Raw genomic sequence first — 18,560 nt, forward strand, 5'->3', positions numbered from 1 at the left:
AACTCCTCCGAGTAGTTCTCCTTCGCCATCCAGACCCTCCAGCCCGGACACCATGATCCAGGACTCAGGGTGACCACGATTCAGGGGGAAGGCCCAGGTAGAAGGCGCGTTTGAGTTGCCGGTTGCCGCGCCGGGGTGGGCTTTCGCCTCGGACGGAGGGACCCGAGGTTCGGGTGGCGGGGGCCAGGCCGGCGTAGGCGGCCAGGTGCCCGGCGCTGCGGAAGCGGCTGCAGTCTCCGACGTCGATCAGGATGCGGGCGGCCGTCCTGAGCCCGATGCCGGGCATCGAGGTCAGGACCTGGGTAAGAGGATGGGCATCCAGGAGTTCTGCGATCCGTCCTGCCAGGACTGCGCGTTGGTCGGCCACGGAGTTCAGCGACCGCGCCAGGCTCGGGATGATCAGTGCGGCCGCGTCCGTGCCGGGCACCGTGACGGTCTGCTCCTGCAGGGCGGTCAGGATGTCGTCGGTCAGGCGTTCGGCCATCCGTGGTGCCTGGGATCGCAGCACGCGCACCAGTCGGTCTCGTCCGGCCTCTCTGAGCTCCGCCGGAGAGCCGAAGCGTTCCAGCAGGACGCGCGCGGCGGGGCGGTCCAGCCGCGGCCCCAGCACCCGCTCCAGGGCAGGGTGGATCTGGGTGAGCAATCCACGCAGGCGATTGACCAGTCGAGTCGATTCCTGGGCCAGGTCATCGTCGAAGCCGACGAGCATTTGCAACTCGGCAACGGCTTCGACGTCGGGCGCCAGCCGGCGAAGGGTGTGCGGCATGGTGCGGGCGGCGTCGGCGATGATGAACGCGTCTCGGGCGTCGGTCTTGGCCTCGCCGGGATACAGGTCGGCGATCCTCCGCATCGCCAATCCAGGCAGGTAGGCGACCTGGCATCCCATGTCGCGGGCCACCGCCAGTGGCAACGCGCCGATGGATGCAGGCTGGTCGACCACCACCAGCACCGTGCCCCATCGAGTTCGGAGACGCTCCAACAGCTCTCGCAGCTTGGGCTCGTTGTTAGGAAGCCGCTGATCGAACACCTTCTTGCCCGCCGGAGTCAGTCCGGTCGCGTGGTGTTCGCCTTTGCCGACGTCCAGGCCACAAAAGACGCCGATGTTGCGGGGGTCGGTCACGTGTCGCCTTCCGTTCGAAGCATCTCCTTCCCGGCCCCACCTGCGGCATCAGCGTGCCGGCACCCACGTTACAAAGAGCCTGCCAGCCCGAGGGCTGCGCGGTCATGCCCCTCATCAGCGGTCTGCCGATGCCTCCGAATCTGGTGACATCACCTTTTCGATCATGGACCGACTGGGGGCACGCAGTCATGCCAGACCCAGAGACCGGGGACCCGTTTCCGGATCAGCAAGAAGGTAACGGGGGCACGCTGACCGGCCCCAATCCGGTCGACCGGGGCAAGAAGAGCAGCAAACTCCACGTGCTGTCCGACGCCGCCGGGTTGCCGTTGGTGGTCGCGGTGTCGGCCGTCAACGTCCACGACAGCCAAGCGCTCAAACCGCTGCTGATGTCGTTGCCGGCGATCCGATCGCGCCGTGGGCCACGTCGGCGACGGCCGGTGAAGATGCGCGCCGACAAGGCGTACCACTCTGCCGAGCATCGATCCTGGCTGCGGCGACGCGGCATCGTGCCGCGCATCGCCCGTCCCGGCATCGAGTCCGGTGAACGCCTGGGCCGACACCGCTGGGCGATCGAACGGACACTGGCCTGGCTGCTCGGCTATCGGCGCCTGACCATCCGCTACGAACGCCACGGCCACTTCTTCAACGCCTTCCTCGTCCTGGCCGCCGCCATCACCTGCTACAAGAGGCTCACCAAACAACCCACATGAGACACCCTCTAAATGGATGGTGGACGGCCAAGGGGTTCGGCTCGATGATCGGAACCCGCAGATTCTTGAGGGTACGGTGCAGACCTCCCCGGGACCCATGTCGAGTTCATTGGGAGTTACGCCGGGAACAAAAGCCGGCATTCATTCATTTCTTCTGCATCTGCGCTTGCCGGAAGGAGCACAAGGGATCTGGCTTGGTCGCCAGGTTGACTTCCCCCACGAGCGGGAGCTTCTCCTCCCTCGGGGTACAAGGTATCGCATTATAAAAGTCGTCCGGGCGCTGGAAAGAGAGGCCTCTGCTCCCCCCAGGGTTCGAAGGGCCCATCTATGACATCTGGGCCGAGGTCATTCCACCGGAAAGACCCGGCCATCATTTGGAAACCGGAGGAAGAGCGGCCGGATGATCACATCGAGCGTCGCGACTGACGCATCAGGGCGCGGTGTGTTGCAGAGTCCTCAGGGGCGGTCATCACGACCAGTTCCAGGCGGTCTGGTCCTGGCTGGAGGTAATTGGCGTACTCGAGGGTGAGCGGCCCCGCTTCCGGATGCATGAGCTTCTTGCGGCCGGTGTTCGGCCCCCGCACGTCGTGGCGTTCCCAGTTGTCGGCGAATGCTGGGCTCTGGGCGGCGAGGGCGTTGACCAGTTCGCTGCCGCGTCCGTTATGACCGTCTGCCGCGAGGGTGTCGCGGAGGCGGTGGGCGTTCCCCGCTGCGACCGCCTCCCAGTCCACGAAAAGGTCTTGGGCGCGAGGGTCGCAGAACGTGAACCAGGCCAGATTGCGCCGTCCGGCAGGCAGTTCTGAGAAGTCGGTGAGGAGCCACGCGGCCGCGTCGTTCCATGCCAGGACGTCCCGCAGCGGACTGACGACGTACGCCGGCCACGGCTGGACGGACCGCAGCAGCAGCCGCGTCGTCTCCGGAACGGCCAGCATACCAGAGGACGGTGCCGAGGGGGACGGACGCTCAGCGAGGCGCCGAAGGTGACGGTGTTCGTCCCGGTCGAGGCGGAGAGCGGCGGCCAGGGCATCCACGACCTCGGGCGAAGGGCGGCGCTGCCGGCCCTGTTCAAGGCGGGTGTAGTACTCGGGACTGATACCTGCGAGCGTCGCCACCTCGGACCGGCGAAGGCCCGGGAGCCGCCGGACGCCGGTGGGGCTGAGTCCGGCGCCTTCCGGAGACAACCGTGCGCGCCGCGTCCGAAGGAAGTGCGCCAGCTCCGGCAAGCCACGTGCGGTCATGAGGACCAGTATCGATGCTCGCCGTTGGGAGCGCCCCATTGGAGGGTGGCCCTGCGAGGGCCTCCCCTCAGCGGTGTCTGGTTACCTGGACGCGTCGGCAGAAGGCTGGCGTCATGATCACAAAAACCCCCGCCCCACCAGCCAACGCACTTCCTCTCCCGTTGGCGGCTCTCAGTCTTGCGGCCGGGTTGGACGCCGGAGGCGTGGCCGTCATCAACAGCGCCCTACCCGCGATCGGTCGGCAGTTCTCCGTCTCCGCGCAGAGCCTGTCCTGGGCCGTCACTGGGTACGCTCTCGCGTTCGCCGGACTGCTCCTCGGTGGTGGCGCGCTGGCGGATCGATTCCCGCGTCGCCGGGTTCTGGTCTTCGGGCTCCTGGTGCTGGCGGCGGGAGCGGTGGTGTCCCTGACGGCCCCGGCGTTCTGGATGGTCGCGGCGGGACGTGTCGTGCAGGGAGCGGGTGCCGCAGTCACGCTGCCCGCCGCCACAGCGTTGGTCACCGACGTGTATCCGGCGGGTACCGCGCGGACGTGGGCGCTTGGGATCTTTTCCTCGGCGCAAGCCGCCGCCTATGGGTTGGGACTTGTGCTCGGCGGAGTCCTGACGAGCACAGGCGGATGGCGCTGGGTATTCGGCGTGCAGGCGTCCATCGCGTTCGCCGCCGTTGGAGCCGCCCAGCTGGTGCCATCCGCCCGCGTCGAACGGCCCGGACGTGTGGATGTACTCGGGGCGGGTTTTCTCACCGCGTCGATCGCGCTGCTGGTCCTTGGTGGAGATCTGGCTACGCAGGCCTCGGCTACGGCGGTGCCCGTGCTGGCGGTGGCGGTCAGCTTCGCGGCACTGTGGTGGTGGAGGGGCCGTGATGGGCGACCCGTCCTGCTCGACCGGGCATTGCTGCGGCTCGGTTCAGTCCGGCTGGCGGCCGGTGGTGCGGTCGCGTTCTATTTCTGTGTCACGGGGTCGCTGTTCTTCGTCCCGCTCTACCTGCAGAACGTCCGTGGCATGACGGCGGCCGCCTCGGGCCTGGGCATACTGCCGGTCAGCATCACGGTCGCGGGCACGGCGGCGCTCGTGGGACGGCTGATTCCCCGCTTCGGGTTGCGAACGATTCTCACCACCGGCCTGCTCCTCACCGGCGGCGGTGTCGGCCTTTGGTGCCTCACCGGCGAGCACAGCCGGTACTGGTGGCCGATCCTCGCAGGGCTGGTCATCACCGGTATCGGCCAGGGCATGGCGTTCCCCGCTCTTATGGCCACCGGCTTGCGGGACGTCCCGGAGTCCGCGCGCGCCACGGCCTCAGCGGTGACATCCACCGCCCTCCAGATCGGCAGCGGCATCGGGCCGGCGGTGCTGGTCGCGATCGGCGGAGGGAACACCGCGTTGTCTCTGGGGGGCTACCATGCGGCCTTCGCCGCTGCCGCCGCCGTGGTCGTGATCTCCGCCGCGATCGCAGCCGCCCGCGCCTGATCGTCATCGCGGTCATCACATACGTGTCACGCCGCATCGGCTCGGCGCCTACCGGGCTGGCGAATGTCGGGGCAGGGTGTTCGGCCGGTGCGGTCGTGGTCTCGGCGGTCACCGCGCGGTGCGAGGACCCACGCTCGTACCCCGGAAGGATAGCTGCGGCTACCCGGTAGCCGGCCTTGCTGACCGGCGTCCGTACGGCGCCAGGTTCCTCCAGAGCCTTTCGCCGGCGGCTGCGGCCAGCGCGCACATCTCATGTGGTTGGTCGGTGGTGACAGATCAGGGTAGCGGCGCTGGAATAGCCACCGGACGCTGAGGGCGTGCAAGCACGTCGCCTGGCAACCCTATGTCCGTCGGCGGGGCCTTTCCTCTGTTGTCAGGAAGGCGGATCCCTGGGGGCCACGCGCTCTAGCTTGGTCCAGCCGGTCCAGCCTCGCTTCTTGAGCAGCTTGATCAGTTGACGGCCCGGCGGCACGGTGTCGAACGCCAGTGTGTCCATCAGCTTGACCAGCGGTGGCTCGATGTCGGCGTCGTCGACGTAGTCCTCGCCCTGTTCCTCGGCCATCCGTGTGATGTAGGCGGCTAGTTCGTCGGCCAGCTCGACCAGCCGTGGATCGTCGGGCGGCTGGTCAAGAGCCTGGCCAATGGTCCGGTAGAAGTCGATGAGCTGCGGGTCGGCGATCTGCTCGCGTTTGCGGGCTATCCACTCGGTGACTCGCTCGGGCGAGTGCGCGGCCAACAGGATCCAGCCGTCGCGTTCGGCATGAACCATCCGCTCATCGACGCCGAGTGCCCGCAATCGGTCGAGATATTCGACCACCTCCGGTGGCAGCGCCAGCTGGTCCCCGGCGGCGAGCCGGGCGATCTGCTTCCGGTGACACTGACGCTGCCGGATCTCGGCTCGCAGCCGCTCATCGATGTCCGCGACCGCCGCGGCGAACTCCTCCTCGTCGGCCTGCAGCAGCTCCCGCACCCGCGCCAGCGGCACGCCGGCTTGGGCGAGTGTCCGGATCTTGATCAGTTCGATCGCGGCGCCGGCGTCGTATCTACGGTAGCCGGAGTGATCCCGTTCGGGCTCAGGCAGCAGTCCCTTGGCGTGATAGTGCCGCACCGCGCGCACGGTGACTCCGGCGTACGACGCCAGCTCGCCGATGGTCAGCATCGGACCAGTATCCTACGGGGTGTTCCAGGACCCGGCCCGTTCGGCTGGGCCGGATGTGTTCCGGATGATCTCTCCGATTTGTGGCGCGTGGGTGAAGGCCAGTGTGTGGTCGGCGTCGAGCCAGGTTGTGGCGATGTGCGGCTGCTCGCGGACAAGGCGCTCGACGCCGGCACGCCAGTTGCGATTGAACCGCGGCGCGTGCCCTTCGCCGCTGTCGCCGGCCATCGAAGTCGACATGATCATGCTGATGGGTCGGTCGATCTTCCGGTACCGGTCGAGGATCCCGGACCGGACGGCATCGATCTCGAGATTCAGGTCGAGAATCTCCTGGGCGGTGAGTAGCACCTGACGTGCGGTGCCCCGCGCAGCCTCCTGCTGCGTCACCATCTCCTCCCACATCGCGCGAAACTCCGGCAGGAGGGCTTCGGTGATGAACGGTTCGGGCACCGGGTTCGCCCCGTCGATGAGAACAAGCCGGGCCACGGCGCCAGGATGCTCGCAGGCATAGTGCACGGCCAGGTCCGCGCCCAGCGAGTAGCCCACGAGCACGGGCGCCGTGTCGAGGTCGAGTCGTCCCATCACGGCGGTCAGATCGCTGAGGAACGCTTCGAAGGAGTACCGGTCGGCGGCCGAGGCGAGACCGTGACCCCGCAGGTCGAAGGTCACCACGTCATGGTCACGCCGCAACGACCCGGCCAGTTCGTGCAGGTCGGACTGGGTCGAGTTCAGCCCAGGGCACAGGACCAGCGGACGTCCCCGCCCGCCGCGGGACACCGGGATCGTGACACCGTCATGAAAGATCTTGAAGTGCTGCATCGCGGTCATGCCGACCATGGTGAGAGATTGCCCCTGCGTCAGGGTCAATAGCAACGCGACACGGCCACGACCGGCAACCCGTGCCGAACGATCCGTCCCGGCCCAAGCGTCAGGCGGAGGCCGCAGCCGGCCCAGACCACAGGGCCAGCTCGTCCAGGTCGGCCGGACCTGCGAGGCCCAGATGGGTCCGTCGAGCAGAGCGGTCCGGGTCGGTGGAGTAGTTCCGCTGGCCGGTGTCGAGGCGCAGCTGCGCGTGCTGAACCATCTCGGCGCCTTGTCTCAGATCAGCGACCGGCGCAGATGCTCGGGCCAGGCGGTGAACGAGGCCGCGATGGTATCGCGCACCGCCTCGACACCGTGCCCTGCCGGCGCCAGGCCGTTCTTGGCCCGAGGGCCGCCGTGGCCGAGGAGTGTCGAATGAACGGCGGATCCGATGATCACCGGCGGACGCCCTTGCCAAGACGGACGTGGGTTTGCACCAGTACATATCCCGATCACGGCGGTACCCGCGCTGTGTATCGAAGCGGTGGACGTCGGCCGCCGGTTGCTATGGCTGCACATCGTTCGGTGAACGCACAACGACGCCGCGGCCAGCGATCCGGCCGGTGAACCCGGCGTCGATGGTGGGCTGGTGATCTTCGTTGAGCATTCCGGACGGGGTTGACCGCCTTGAGGTCGCGGAAGCCGAGCGTGGTGGTGATACTTCCTGTGTCAAGCTCAGGCAGCGTAGGTGCACTGGGAGCTGCCGCGGCTCCGTGTTTGGCGGGGGTGTACGGGGTGCCGTCGAGCCGGCATCGCCAGATCACGCAGATCCATGCGGGCAAGGATTCGAATGGCGTGCGCGTGGTCTTCGCCGCCGGCTCGTGCATCGGCATGGACCTTGGCGGCCGAGGGGCTGGAGCGGCAGCGCGGCAAAGACGGTGCCGACCGAGGTCGGGCCGGTGCGGATCGAGGTGCCGCGGGACCGGGCAGGGGTGTTCGAGCCGCAGATCGTGCCCCGCCGGGTCGAGGGGTTCGACGAGGCGATCGTCTCGCTGTATGCCAAGAGCCTGACCACCGGCGAGATCCGCGCCCATCCGGCCGAGATGTACCAGGTCGAGGTCTCGCGTGACCTGGTCTCGCGGGTCACCGACGAGGCGGTCGAGGAGACGGAAGCCTGGCGGGCCCGGCCGCTCGACAGCGTCTACCCCGTCGTGCTGATCGACGCGCTGTATGTCAAGATCGGCAAAGGCCAGGTGGCCAACCGTCCGACCTACGTGGCGGTGGGCATCAACGGCCACGTCGAACGCGACGTGCTTGGGCTGTCGGGCGGGACCGGCGGTGAGGGCGCTAAGCACTGGAGCACCGTGCTCGGCCGAACTCCGCAATCGCGGCGTCCAAGACGGGTGCATTGCCTGCTGCGACTGTGAAGATCATGGAGCGCCGGGCCTGTCATGTTCGGGCTATTGCCGCTGGTGAGGTGCGGCTCCGGTGCGGGCTGCGCGGGTCGCCGACGATGCGCGGCCGGCCGCACGGATCCGCGGCGTGCATGCCGCTTCGGGTGGCGTCTACGGCTCGCCGCGGGTCCATGCCGAACTGCGGGAGGCGGGCACGGTGGTCAATCGCGAGCGGGTCGAGCAGGTGATGCGCGAACACGGCATCGTCGGCCGTCACCAACGACGCCGCTACCGCGCCACGGTACCCGCTCCGGCTGCCGCGGCGGTGCCGGGCCTGCTGCGTCGCGGCTTCAGCGCCGGCCGGGCCGATGAGCGCTGGTACGGGATGTGACCTATCTGCCGGTCGCCGGGCGGCGGATGGTCCTGGCCACCGTGATCGACATCGGCACCCGCCGGCTGGTGGGCAGCTCGATGGCCGAGCATATGCGCGCCGAACTGGTCGTCGATGCCCTGAACGCGGCGGTGCAGACCTGCGGCGGCGAGGTCCCGGGCGTGATCTTCAACTCCGATCACGGCGGGCAGTAGGCATCAACTGCGTTCGCCGACGCGTGCGCGGCGGCCGGGGTACGCCAGTCGATGGGCGCGGTCGGCTCCAGTGCTGACAACGCCTTGGCCGAGGTGTTCTTCGGCCAGTCTCGAGCGCAAGAATACGAGAACCGATCAACTACGCTGACCGCCGCGCAAAGCAACCGGTCTCCACGATCAGGGTGGAAGTCCCGCCTCACCGATCCTCCAAACACCGGTAAGGCACACTCCCACCCCCAACAGGCCCGTCCGTCCCCGCCCGGCGCCGGGCCGGTCATCACCTTGCACGGGAGCCGCCGATGCCGACCCGGCGCCGGGGCACACCAACCCACCGACGGGGCATGGCCGACGGGCACAGGCCCGAATCAGGCCTCGGCCATGCCGCCTGATCAGTCCCGACCACCCCAACACCGCTGCCGGACGGTCGTTGCCCCCTTCCGGGCTACATCTGTTGATGTATGTCTCCGCGTCGATACATCAGACCAGCCGGTCGGCGACGCGAGCCGCGGCCCGGCCGTCGTCGAAGGCGCAGAACCGCTCGACGAAGGCGTCGTAAGAGGCCTTGTAATCGGCGGAGATCGTGTCGATGTCGCGGATCGCCGCGATGACCTCGTCCGACGTCGAGAGCAGCGGGCCCGGCGCCTCGGCTTCCAGGTCGAAGTAGAACCCGCGCAGCTGATCGCGGTATTCGGCGAGGTCGTAGGTGAAGTAGACGATGGGCCGTCGTGTGCAGGCGAAGTCGAACATGGCTGAGGAGTAGTCGGTCACCAGGATGTCACTGATCAGGTAAAGATCGGTGATCTCCGGGTAGCTCGTGACGTTCATCGCGAAGTCGCCCAAGGCAGGCCCGTGGACGTCGTCGGCCATGAGGTGGTGCCCGCGGATCAGCAGGACATGGTCGTCACCCAACTGCTCCCGTGCCCGCGCCACGTCGAGGCGCATGTTGAACCGATACCGGCCGCCACCGTGGAATTGGTCGTCACGCCAGGTCGGGGCGTACAACACCACCCGCTTGTCGGCCGCGATTCCGAGATGTTCGCGTATTCGCGAAATGCGCTCTGCGGTGTCGGGTGCGAAAAGCAGGTCGTTGCGTGGGTAGCCGCTCGTCAACACCTCACCGTCATAGCGGAACGCACGCGCCAGGACCTCGGTGCTGAACGGGTTGGGCGACAGCAGCAGGTCCCATTTGGCCACGTCCGCGGCGAGGTGGTCCAGGTAGGCGTCGCCGCTGGCGAACCGCACCTGTTCTATGTCGAAGCCGATGCGTTTCAGCGGAGTGCCGTGCCAGGTCTGCACATAGCTCTGGCCCTCGCGCTTGACGTAGTCCTTCGGCATGTCGTCGTTGGACACAACATACCTGGCCTGCGCGAGTGCGGCGTAGTAGGCGAGGCTGTTCTGCCGTACGACGATCGCGCCGTCGGGGGCGGGCGTGGCCACGTCGCGCACGACCCAGATGTGGTCGCGCTGATCGCCGCGTCGTCGCAGTTCGTCTGCTATGGCGCGAGGGCTGTCCGAGCAGGACTTGCCCTTCCAGCTCACGAAGAGGACCGCGTCGCGCAGCGGTTCGCGCATCATTCGAGGGTAGGTCACCTCTCGCAGTACACGCTGGTTGAAACGGCCCCGCTCGGCGGGTTCCACGTCGTGCTCGACCACGACGATGGGATTGTCGTAGTCGGCGCACATAAAGCGATAGCGTTTGGGGCCGTACGTGACCGGCTCCTCCCGCAGTGCGGCGAGACTTGCGTGGTCGTACGTCACTGGGACCGTCTCGGCGGCACCTGGCCGGCGCACAGCGATTCGCCATTCGCCGTCGCGGATCGGCGTGATGGCGCCGTACGATTCGATCGCCGTGACGGCGATCTCGATCGTGAAGCGGTCCCCATCTCGCTCGAAGCCGAACACGTGCCGGTCCGTCGAACCATGGCGAAGCAACACCGTCTCGATGGTTTCACGGGCCGGGTCGATGATGGTGCCTCGCAGGATGAGCCGGCCGTCGGCGGTCCACTCGTGTTCGTCGATGACCGGCCGGAATGCCCGCTCGGTGAGGAGCGCGTTGCCGTAGCGCGTGGCCAGCACGGCGAACTCGCGCCCACCATGTGCGTATCGGCTCTCGATAAGCCCGTCGATGATGGCGAGGCGCACCGGCTCGTCGGCTCCGACCAGCACGAACAGCTCCCAGTGAATGCCCTCTCCGGTTCGCTCGGTACCGGCCAGCCGCTCTGCGAGTTCCACCTCCGCGGTCAGCCGGGAAAGATCGACTCGCCCGCGAAACTCGTGGTCCGTGAGTCTCTCGATGGGGAACTCCAGCGTGGCCGTGCCGCGCACGCGTCGAAGAAGGAGTTGGAGGCTTTCGCTACGAGCTGCGGCCGAGCCGATCAGCCGTCCGGTGACCTCAAGCTCGTCACCGTCCATGCGGTGACCGGTGAGAGCCGCGTCCAGGCGTACAACGTCGATCACAAGCTTGCGGCCGCTCCATCGGGCGCGTACGCGGGTCGTCGGGTCGCCAAGGCGGTGTTCGGGGCGCTGGGGCCGGCCCTGGACAGGCGTGTGCAGCCACATCGGACGCCACATCCCGCGGCCCCGGACGAGGACAATGCACCTCCACTCGCCGTGCCGCCACCGGCCGAACGCCCGGAGGCGCCATGGATCGATCGTGCACTCGAAACCGCCCCAGTCGTAGCAGTAGCGCTCCTGGCCGGATCGTACGGTGGCTTCGGGATCGAACACCGATTTCATCTGAACCAGTACCGGCAGGCTCAGCCGCCGTTGTGGCATGAGCACGAGCAGTTTGCTCGTGTGCCGCCGCTTGGTGATGCTGCGAAACTTGACGTAGCTGCGGCCGGTGACGCGCAGTTTTCCCTGGTGCCACTCGACCGAGTCGACCCGGGTGACGGGAAGCGTCTCCCGGAACGACAGCCGGAAGACACGGTCGGGAATGTTCAGCCGCGAGTCGCCGCGAAACGGCAGGTCGGCCAGGAGACGGCCGCGCCGTCTCACGGTGGGAACCGCGCCGCCCAGCTCGGTCCGTTCCCAAATCAGGAATTGCAGCAGCTCGGGCATCAATCGTCGCTCGGCGAGGTGGAACTTGAGCCTGGCCCGCGAAGTGAGCGTCCTCATCACTCGAGCGCTGACCTGGCAGGTGTAGCTGTTGACGAGGTCGAGGAACCGCTCGCGGTAGGCATCGTCGGTGCGCGGAAGATCACGAAAGTACAGGAGCAGGTCGTTGGCGAGTGCTTTGCGTTGATGCTTGCGGAGCAGCCGACGCGAGCCATGGGATCGCAGAAACTCGTCGATGGCCAGCAGCGCCTCGATCCGGTCATGGAGGTTGCCGATGTCGGTGCGCCGCTGCGTGATCGACAGGTCGCCCTGCCCACGCTCGCGCCAGTAATAGATGACGTCGGTTAGGACGTCCACGCGCCGAGCCAGGCAGTGGAGCTGGACGGCGAGTCTGATGTCCTCGTACAGCACACCTTCCGGAAACCTGAACTCGTGGGCGTCCCAGAACGATCTACGGACCACCTTGTTCCACATCGTGACGTCGTACAGAAGGCGCGGCGTCTTGGTGATGTGCGTCCCCGTACGGTCTGAACGGATCGCCCTGCTGTGCAGCGCCGAAGCGCGCACACCCTCCGGACCGAGGCGCTGGACGCCGCCGGATACCAGGTCGGATCCGGACTCCTCGATGGTGTGGACGAGCAACTCGTAGGCATTGTGCGCAACGATGTCGTCGCCGTCGGCGAACGCGAGCAACTCCCCTCGGGCGCGCTCGACGCCGAGATTGCGCGCGGCGCCCGGCCCCTTGTTGTCCGAGCTCAGCAGGACGAATCGGGGATCGCGCTTCACGTACGAGCGGGCGATATCCCCACTGCGATCGGTCGAGCCGTCATCGACCATGATGACTTCGAGATCCTGGAACGTCTGATTCGCGATGGAGGCGAGGCAGTCGTCAAGGAACTCTTCGACATTATAGAAGGGTACGATCACGCTGAGCCGACAGGCGCGGCCCTCTGGTGCCCCACTGGAGAATGACAGCATCACGTTCCAATTCAGCGAGGAAGGTTTAATAGCCGGCTGCGGATGCGCGAATGCGCGAGGCGGCTACGGACTGCAGGACAAACCGAGTTATCGGCGATACACAGAACCACTGCCAGTTTCGCCCCGTCATGCTCCGACGACCGGTCGTTGCTCGACGCCGCCTGTTCGCATCGGTTCCTGGTCACCCCTGACCACGGGCTCCGGCTCCTGCGTACCCCTCATCATCGGCACTCCCAAGGCGGGTGCCCTGGTCTGCGCACGCCTCACCCCCCGGGCGATGCTCGACGGGCGAGCACGCAAGCGCCCGATCCACCGGCGGCCAACCCGCGCGCGACCACGGCACCCGGTCCGCAGATCCAGCCAGGCCACCGTCTCGACGGCGTGGACGCCGGTCCAGCGACTGGAACAGATAGGCGAAGTACGTCGACGCCAAGGCGAACAAGAACACGCCCGGAACGAGGCAGTGCGTCCACGTCGGCATGGCAGCTCCTTGCGTTCGACTTCGCCCGCGAAGGGCGAAACTTTCGACTTTCTCATTTTTGTGGCAAAATAGCCGTTCAACCGTTCAGACTCGCGCGGAAAGCGCGCCTCCGCACGCCTTGTCAACCCGATTCACCTCGCCAAGGAACCCTTCCGGGATCGCCCTCGGCAAGAATCACCGATCCGTTACGAGTCATTGCCTAATAATGCCCGGCTAGGTTTCCATGCCAGCACAACCAGTGTTTCCGCCGCTGCTGTAGATGCCGGACGATGTTCTGAGGGACTTGCATGGGCGGCAAGGGCCTGTTGCTTCGTGCTCCGGGGTACAACGCGGTCACTCCACCGTCCAAGGCATCTCCGTCCTCTTTGAACGGTCCCGCCGAACGCCGCGTGCGCAAGTTCCTCACGGCCATCTCTCGATATTTCTCCTCGCTACGAGCTATCACCCCCGCCACCCTTGGGCCGCGGACGCGGCGAGAGAGGTCGGTCAATGACGGTGGCGTACCGCAGAAGTTCCAGGACGGTACTCCACGCGGCCACGGAAGCCGGGGCCGCGACCAGTCCGGATCTCGTTCCTCCGGACATGCCCATGACCCCCGGTCCTGTCGGCGCGAGATCCGAAGATGAGGGCCCGGCCTTGGCCGGGCCCTCATCTCCTGTCCTGCTCGGTGAAACGTCGATCGCATCTCTTGCCCCAGTGAGCCGCCTGCGGCTCAAGAACCCTCGGGCAGATGTCCCTGTTCCCCCGACCGGCGAGGCATCGAATCGGGGGAACAGGGACCGGAAGTGGGACCGGTTGGGTGGCGGTCCCACTCACCTACTGTCCCTGAAACGGCCTCCCGGGCAAGCCTGGCGTTCATTCGTCCCGCGGGATTCGCTGTCGTCGTGTCGTGACCTGCCCGCCGCGGACTCCTGGCAGGCCATGGCGAGGCGGCGGAGCAGTTGCTCGCCCGAGCCGAACGTGAGGCGGACGTTGCGTAGACGGGGGCGTGCATATCGGCGTCGCGGACCGCCGCGATGCCGTTGCGCAAGATAACGTTGCGCAAGATAACTCGGTCGATGTCGCTCGGCGTGTTCCCGAGGCGGGTGCGGTCGACCAGCAGGGAACGCGCCGGCATCAGGTCTCACGGGCGCGGGGAGGCCGGTCGCGGCGATGCCGTCGCACACGAGGTGGCGCTTCGCCTGGTATGGGAAGCGCCTTGTCGAGGCAGTCCCGCAGCCCGATCAGGGCGTCGGCAGCGGCGCTCTGCGGGGACCACGCCGCAGCAGACCGCCTCCCACTGCAAGCGGTCCTCGAGCGCGTCGATGACCGGCGGCGGCGCCAGGACATAGCCCATTCGCCAGCTCGCGAGCGCGTAGCACTTGCTGAGGCGCATGACCGTGACGATGTGCGGCCAGCGATCAGCGAAGGCCCCCACCGGCTGGTAGCGGTGGCCATCGAAGGCGAAGCGCTGCCACGAGTCGTCGGAGATTCCCAGGAGGCCGTGACGTGCCGCGATGTCGACGACCGCCGCGATCGTCGCGGCGTCGGGCGGTCAGCCTGTCGGGTTCACAGGAACACAGCCCGGCTGCGGGGAGTGGCCGCGGCCTCCAGCCCGGCGAGGCCGAGGAGCTCATTCACCGCACTCGCGGGACGGGACGTACGCAGGCCTCGCGGATGGCGCCGTCGAAGAAGAAGGTCGGAGTCGGCACGATCACCTCGTCACCCGCTGTGAGCACCATGCGAAGCGCGAGCGAGTGGCCGTGCATCACTCCGTGAGTGATCAGTAGAAGACGCTCGGGATCGACGCGCAGACGGTGCTTCCGCCCGAGTTCGGCGGCGATCGCCGCTCGCAACTCGGGGAGCCCGCGATTCTCCCGCAGGTCGGGCTGCTCCATCATCTGTGCGACCTCGCGCCGCACGTGCTCGGGCAAGGGAAGGAGCGGGACGCTAACGAGAGGAGGGACGCGTACGTCGTCGCGTGCGCTTTGCGGCGCGCGATCGCGCGTACCCACCGCACTCGTGATCGGAAGGCTTTTCGCTGCGGGGAGTACCGAGGGCCGGGAGTCCGCCGCATATTACATTGAGATCTCAATCTTGAATCTGGATATCTTTTTGCCATGGCAAGACCCGGGGGTCGGGGGACGGTCACCCGGTCGCACTGCCGTGGCGAGGCGCCGGCGTTCGGGGGCACGCAGCTGAGCCGACGACGCCGGGCACCTACTCAGTCCGCCATGGAGAAGTGGAAGTTGTCTCGCTCGTGCGAGCCGCGTCCTCCCTTGCGCCGTGCCTGCGGGTGGTGACGGCCTTCGCGCGTGTGGCGAACGCGACGCCCTCGGGGCTGAGGATGTGATGGGCAACGCTTCCAGCCGCCTAACGAGTTCGCGTCGCTTACGGAACCCACTGCAGCCGGGAGCGGCTGACGGGTTGCGGCGACGCTGTGTGGCTGGACGGTCACGGCAGAGCAAATAAGCACGCGGGCTGGGCGCACGAACGGAACCTCGCAAACGGCCCGCCAGATCAAGTCATGTGGAGGATCGAACTTGCAAATGATCTCGCCACTGCGCAGGCGCAAGCCATTCATCACGATGGTCGTTCTGGCGAGCGTTGCCGGAGCTGCTGGAACAACGGCCGTGTGGCAGCTAACTGAGAAGGAGACGGGCCAAGCCCGACTGCATGCGCAACTAGGTACTCTACTGCATGACCCTCGGCTAAAGGTTGCGCATGTTGGAGCAGAAGTGCGCGACGTCAGAACGGGAAAGCTCTTGTTCACCAAGGACGCCGGCAAAGCACTGGTACCGGGCTCGAACCAGAAACTGCTCACGACCGCCGCCGCTCTGGACGTATTGGGGTCGGACTACCGTTTCTCCACCCGGGTGCTGGCAACAGCGCGGCCGGGGCGCAGAATCAAGGGAGACCTCTATCTCCAGGGGACGGGCGACCCGAGTATCCGCCAGTCGGACTATGACGCACTCGCTGGCCAGTTGGCCTCCGCCGGCATCAGAGAGATCACCGGAAATCTGGTCGCCGACGACACCTGGTTCGATGATCAGCGGCTCGGGTCCGACTGGCTCGTCGGCGATGAATCGAGTTATGAGCAGGCCCAGATCTCCGCGCTCACGGTCTCGTCCGACTCCGACCATGACGCGGGCTCGGTCATGGTCGAGGTGGATCCCGGAAGACGACACCCCGAGGTGCGACTCGCGGCGGATCCCGGGAACTTCTTCACCGTGGTCAACCGCGTCGTCCGCGGGCAGGGCCCTTCGGACATCGTGGTGCGGCGCGAGCGCGGCGGCAACACGATCGTGGTCACCGGCACGATGGCCGCGGGCGCGCCGCAACTCAGAAAGCCGGTGAGCGTCTGGGATCCCACCGCATACGCCGCCGCGCTCTTCCGTAAAGCGCTGACCGGCCACGGGATCCGGCTCGACGGATCCATCACACGGCGGGCGACGCCGCCCGGCGCGCATCGACTCGCTTCGCACGAATCGCCTCCCTTGTCGTCGCTTGTGGTCCCGCTACTCAAGCGGAGCAACTCGACGATGGCCGAGACCCTCGTCAAGGCCATGGGCGAGCAGGTATCGCACCAGGGCACCTGGCCTGCCGGGCTGGCGGCTGTCTCGAAGTTCCTGACCGGCATGGGCATCAACGGACTGCGCCTGCGCGACGGCTCGGGACTGTCGTCGTTGAACGCGGTTTCACCGCGTCAGATCACCAGCCTTCTGGTCTCTGCCGGGAGCAAGCCATGGTTCAGGACGTGGTATAACGCCCTTCCGGTGTCCGGCAACCCTGACCGGATGATGGGCGGCACCCTCGCCGATAGGATGCGCAGCGGCCCTGCCGCCGGACGAGTACACGCCAAGACCGGAACTCTCACCGGAGTGAGCTGCCTTTCCGGCTATGTCACCGGCACCCGCGGACGGCACCTGGCGTTCGCCTTGATGATCAACGGCCTCCTCACCGAACCGCCCACGGCTCTCGAAGACGCGTTCGTCGGCCGTCTCGCGGCCTCCACGGCAGAATTGGAGTCGTAGGCGTCCAGTCGTGATTAACGCGCCGATCGGGTGGCGAGCATTCCTCCGGTCTGGCGGATCGGAGACTTATGGCGCGGCCTGAACGGTCAAACCCCTGAAAGCGTCGAGACGGTGCCACCTGCGGCGGTGAACACCCGATTGGTCTCCAGATGCTGCCGAGCGCGCCGCTCTTTCCGCGGGGTCGGCTGGCGGTTGACCATTTGTCGGAATCAGGACTACAAGACCTCGAAGGCCTGGCAGGTGATCACATGCGGGACACCCAAGGTGGTCCTCTGGACACGATGAACTCCACCACGATCACGGTGTTTCCAATCTCAGTTGGCGTGATGGTGCAGGGTGAGGATCGCTTGGAGGATGGCGGTGAGGCAAGGCGTACACGCCTACGGGCTGCGCGGCCAGAGTTGGTCGCCGCCGCGCACTGAGGTGATCTCACCAATTTTCAGGTGAGATAGCCGCGTTCGAAATGGACGAGGACGAGCGCGGCTCGGATGATGTCGCCGATTTTGCTGGGGCTGGCAGTGATGTGCTGCAGGGTTCGCCAACGCTGGGTGAGCAGGGCGAAGCCGCGTTCGCCCAGGCAGCGCAGGGCACGCAGCAGCATGTTGTAGGTGCGGGTGTCGACGTCGAGGACCCGGCCGCCGGCGGGTTGTTTGACCGGGGTGAACACGCCGATGCCGGCGCCTTCGTAGCCGGAGTCGGCGAGTGTGGGCAGACCGTCGGCGGCAGCCCTGTACAAGGCGGCGAGCACGTGCTCACGGGCGGCGGTCAGGTCGTGGACCGAGCCGGGCTCGACGTGGCTGACCCATAGCGGGAAGCCGTCCGGGGCGAACAGCGCCTGCACGTTCCCGCCGTGGGTGTGGGCCTTGCCGGAGTACCACAGATCGATCGCCTCGCCTTTGACGCTCCTTGTTGTTTCCCGGCATCGGTCGCTTTCGATGATCGTGCCGTCCGTGATCAGGTGCGCCAGCCCGTCGTCTTTGGCTCGTTGGAGTGCTGCGTGCAGGTCGGGCGCCTGGGCTGCCAGCACCTCGATCACCTCGTCGATGTAGCGGTAGGCGGTCGCCCGCGATACGCCGTGGTCACGTCCGAGAGCAGCCGGATCGGTGCGGTCACAGAACCACCGCAGCGCCAGGACGGCCTGCCAGAAGCAGGTCAGCGCCCTGCTGCCCTTCGGGGTGGCTCGCCGACGGCGTTCAGTGTGCAGCAGCCGGCCGAGGTGGCGGACGAGTTCCCGGGAGACATCAAGCGTGGCACGATAGGAGATCACGTGGAGCTTTCCGTAGAAGGTGCTTCTTGTGGTGAGACCTCTTCTACGGGAGCTCCACGCCTGTTTCCGGGCCCCGCTGATCCGTCCGCGTGTCTACCCCGCTGATGCCGTCTGTACCCGTGAAAGCATCACTGTCCGAATCGATTTCGCTGAGATCACGTCAACTGTGAAGATCTTCTTTGTGCCGTCCGGCCGAGGTTCGGGCCTTCCCCCTGAATCGTGGTCACCCTGAGTCCTGGATCATGGTGTCCGGGCTGGAGGGTCTGGATGGCGAAGGAGAACTACTCGGAGGAG

At 66.8% G+C, this 18,560-nt stretch carries 16 protein-coding genes and 1 pseudogene; 7 read left to right on the plus strand and 10 right to left on the minus strand.

From position 1 onward, the window contains the following. Window positions 1–94: 94 nt before the first annotated feature. Window positions 95–1,120, minus strand: a pseudogene (locus tag AB0C78_RS48430) (IS110 family transposase); the annotation flags it as partial. A 188-nt stretch (window positions 1,121–1,308) separates the two neighbouring features. On the opposite strand from AB0C78_RS48430, the gene AB0C78_RS48435 reads away from it, so the two are divergent. Next, window positions 1,309–1,830: an IS5 family transposase gene (locus AB0C78_RS48435; protein WP_360761980.1), complete on the plus strand. Its 522-nt coding sequence runs from the start codon at window positions 1,309–1,311 to the stop codon at window positions 1,828–1,830. A gap of 16 nt (window positions 1,831–1,846) precedes the next feature. Then, entirely contained in the window at window positions 1,847–2,161 is a 315-nt protein-coding gene (locus tag AB0C78_RS48440; RefSeq protein ID WP_360761981.1) for an ADP-ribosyltransferase, read from the plus strand. Window positions 2,162–2,234: 73 nt separating this feature from the next. On the opposite strand, the gene AB0C78_RS48445 is transcribed toward AB0C78_RS48440, so the two are convergent. Further along, window positions 2,235–3,068, minus strand: a complete 834-nt coding sequence (locus tag AB0C78_RS48445) for a helix-turn-helix transcriptional regulator (protein ID WP_360761983.1) — start codon at window positions 3,066–3,068, stop codon at window positions 2,235–2,237. A gap of 113 nt (window positions 3,069–3,181) precedes the next feature. On the opposite strand from AB0C78_RS48445, the gene AB0C78_RS48450 reads away from it, so the two are divergent. After that, a complete protein-coding gene (locus AB0C78_RS48450) occupies window positions 3,182–4,534 on the plus strand; it encodes an MFS transporter (protein WP_360761985.1) in 1,353 nt (450 codons plus the stop codon). Between the two features lie 373 nt (window positions 4,535–4,907). On the opposite strand, the gene AB0C78_RS48455 is transcribed toward AB0C78_RS48450, so the two are convergent. The 4 genes from AB0C78_RS48455 to AB0C78_RS48470 form a co-directional block, all read right to left on the minus strand. Further along, on the minus strand, window positions 4,908–5,693 hold the full coding sequence (locus tag AB0C78_RS48455) for a MerR family transcriptional regulator (RefSeq protein WP_360761987.1): 786 nt from the start codon (window positions 5,691–5,693) through the stop codon (window positions 4,908–4,910). Between the two features lie 12 nt (window positions 5,694–5,705). After that, window positions 5,706–6,518: an alpha/beta hydrolase gene (locus AB0C78_RS48460; protein ID WP_360761989.1), complete on the minus strand. Its 813-nt coding sequence runs from the start codon at window positions 6,516–6,518 to the stop codon at window positions 5,706–5,708. Window positions 6,519–6,618: 100 nt separating this feature from the next. Next, entirely contained in the window at window positions 6,619–6,774 is a 156-nt protein-coding gene (locus tag AB0C78_RS48465; RefSeq protein ID WP_160574019.1) for a hypothetical protein, read from the minus strand. 14 nt (window positions 6,775–6,788) lie between these two features. Then, window positions 6,789–6,950 (minus strand): hypothetical protein, encoded by a 162-nt coding sequence (locus AB0C78_RS48470; RefSeq protein WP_360761991.1) that lies wholly within the window; start codon window positions 6,948–6,950, stop codon window positions 6,789–6,791. Window positions 6,951–7,372: 422 nt separating this feature from the next. Between AB0C78_RS48470 and AB0C78_RS48475 the strand changes: the two genes are divergently transcribed. The 3 genes from AB0C78_RS48475 (at window position 7,373) to AB0C78_RS48485 (ending at window position 8,470) form a co-directional block, all read left to right on the plus strand. Next, the gene (locus tag AB0C78_RS48475) at window positions 7,373–7,918 is read left to right on the plus strand and encodes a transposase (RefSeq protein WP_328601321.1); all 546 of its coding nucleotides are present in this window, start codon (window positions 7,373–7,375) and stop codon (window positions 7,916–7,918) included. A gap of 61 nt (window positions 7,919–7,979) precedes the next feature. After that, window positions 7,980–8,276 (plus strand): IS3 family transposase, encoded by a 297-nt coding sequence (locus AB0C78_RS48480; RefSeq protein WP_360761993.1) that lies wholly within the window; start codon window positions 7,980–7,982, stop codon window positions 8,274–8,276. Beyond that, complete coding sequence (locus AB0C78_RS48485) at window positions 8,273–8,470, plus strand: DDE-type integrase/transposase/recombinase (RefSeq protein ID WP_151600401.1); 198 nt, start codon at window positions 8,273–8,275, stop codon at window positions 8,468–8,470. Before AB0C78_RS48480 ends, AB0C78_RS48485 begins: the two co-directional genes overlap by 4 nt. 477 nt (window positions 8,471–8,947) lie before the next feature. Here the strand turns inward: AB0C78_RS48485 and AB0C78_RS48490 are convergent, their stop codons facing one another. The 3 genes from AB0C78_RS48490 to AB0C78_RS48500 form a co-directional block, all read right to left on the minus strand. Next, window positions 8,948–12,454 (minus strand): bifunctional glycosyltransferase family 2 protein/CDP-glycerol:glycerophosphate glycerophosphotransferase, encoded by a 3,507-nt coding sequence (locus tag AB0C78_RS48490; protein WP_360761995.1) that lies wholly within the window; start codon window positions 12,452–12,454, stop codon window positions 8,948–8,950. Between the two features lie 1,655 nt (window positions 12,455–14,109). Next, a complete protein-coding gene (locus AB0C78_RS48495; RefSeq protein ID WP_360762001.1) occupies window positions 14,110–14,502 on the minus strand; it encodes an aminotransferase class I/II-fold pyridoxal phosphate-dependent enzyme in 393 nt (130 codons plus the stop codon). A gap of 100 nt (window positions 14,503–14,602) precedes the next feature. Continuing rightward, entirely contained in the window at window positions 14,603–14,899 is a 297-nt protein-coding gene (locus AB0C78_RS48500) for an aminotransferase class I/II-fold pyridoxal phosphate-dependent enzyme (RefSeq protein WP_360761997.1), read from the minus strand. A gap of 654 nt (window positions 14,900–15,553) precedes the next feature. On the opposite strand from AB0C78_RS48500, the gene dacB reads away from it, so the two are divergent. Then, on the plus strand, window positions 15,554–16,999 hold the full coding sequence (gene dacB, locus AB0C78_RS48505) for a D-alanyl-D-alanine carboxypeptidase/D-alanyl-D-alanine-endopeptidase (RefSeq protein ID WP_360762003.1): 1,446 nt from the start codon (window positions 15,554–15,556) through the stop codon (window positions 16,997–16,999). A 439-nt stretch (window positions 17,000–17,438) separates the two neighbouring features. On the opposite strand, the gene AB0C78_RS48510 is transcribed toward dacB, so the two are convergent. After that, complete coding sequence (locus tag AB0C78_RS48510; RefSeq protein ID WP_360761999.1) at window positions 17,439–18,266, minus strand: transposase family protein; 828 nt, start codon at window positions 18,264–18,266, stop codon at window positions 17,439–17,441. Window positions 18,267–18,560 lie beyond the last annotated feature (294 nt).

The organism is Actinomadura sp. NPDC048394 (assembly GCF_040651755.1).
GTDB classification, from domain to species: domain Bacteria; phylum Actinomycetota; class Actinomycetes; order Streptosporangiales; family Streptosporangiaceae; genus Spirillospora; species Spirillospora montaniterrae.

What these genes read in the sequence shown, in the direction of transcription:
- AB0C78_RS48455 (WP_360761987.1), bottom strand. Translation starts at nt 5,693, where the DNA reads ATGCTGACCATCGGCGAGCTGGCGTCGTACGCCGGAGTCACCGTGCGC.
- AB0C78_RS48465 (WP_160574019.1), bottom strand. Translation starts at nt 6,774, where the DNA reads ATGGTTCAGCACGCGCAGCTGCGCCTCGACACCGGCCAGCGGAACTAC.
- AB0C78_RS48450 (WP_360761985.1), top strand. Translation starts at nt 3,182, where the DNA reads ATGATCACAAAAACCCCCGCCCCACCAGCCAACGCACTTCCTCTCCCG.
- AB0C78_RS48435 (WP_360761980.1), top strand. Translation starts at nt 1,309, where the DNA reads ATGCCAGACCCAGAGACCGGGGACCCGTTTCCGGATCAGCAAGAAGGT.
- dacB (WP_360762003.1), top strand. Translation starts at nt 15,554, where the DNA reads ATGGTCGTTCTGGCGAGCGTTGCCGGAGCTGCTGGAACAACGGCCGTG.
- AB0C78_RS48440 (WP_360761981.1), top strand. Translation starts at nt 1,847, where the DNA reads ATGGTGGACGGCCAAGGGGTTCGGCTCGATGATCGGAACCCGCAGATT.
- AB0C78_RS48460 (WP_360761989.1), bottom strand. Translation starts at nt 6,518, where the DNA reads ATGACCGCGATGCAGCACTTCAAGATCTTTCATGACGGTGTCACGATC.
- AB0C78_RS48445 (WP_360761983.1), bottom strand. Translation starts at nt 3,068, where the DNA reads ATGACCGCACGTGGCTTGCCGGAGCTGGCGCACTTCCTTCGGACGCGG.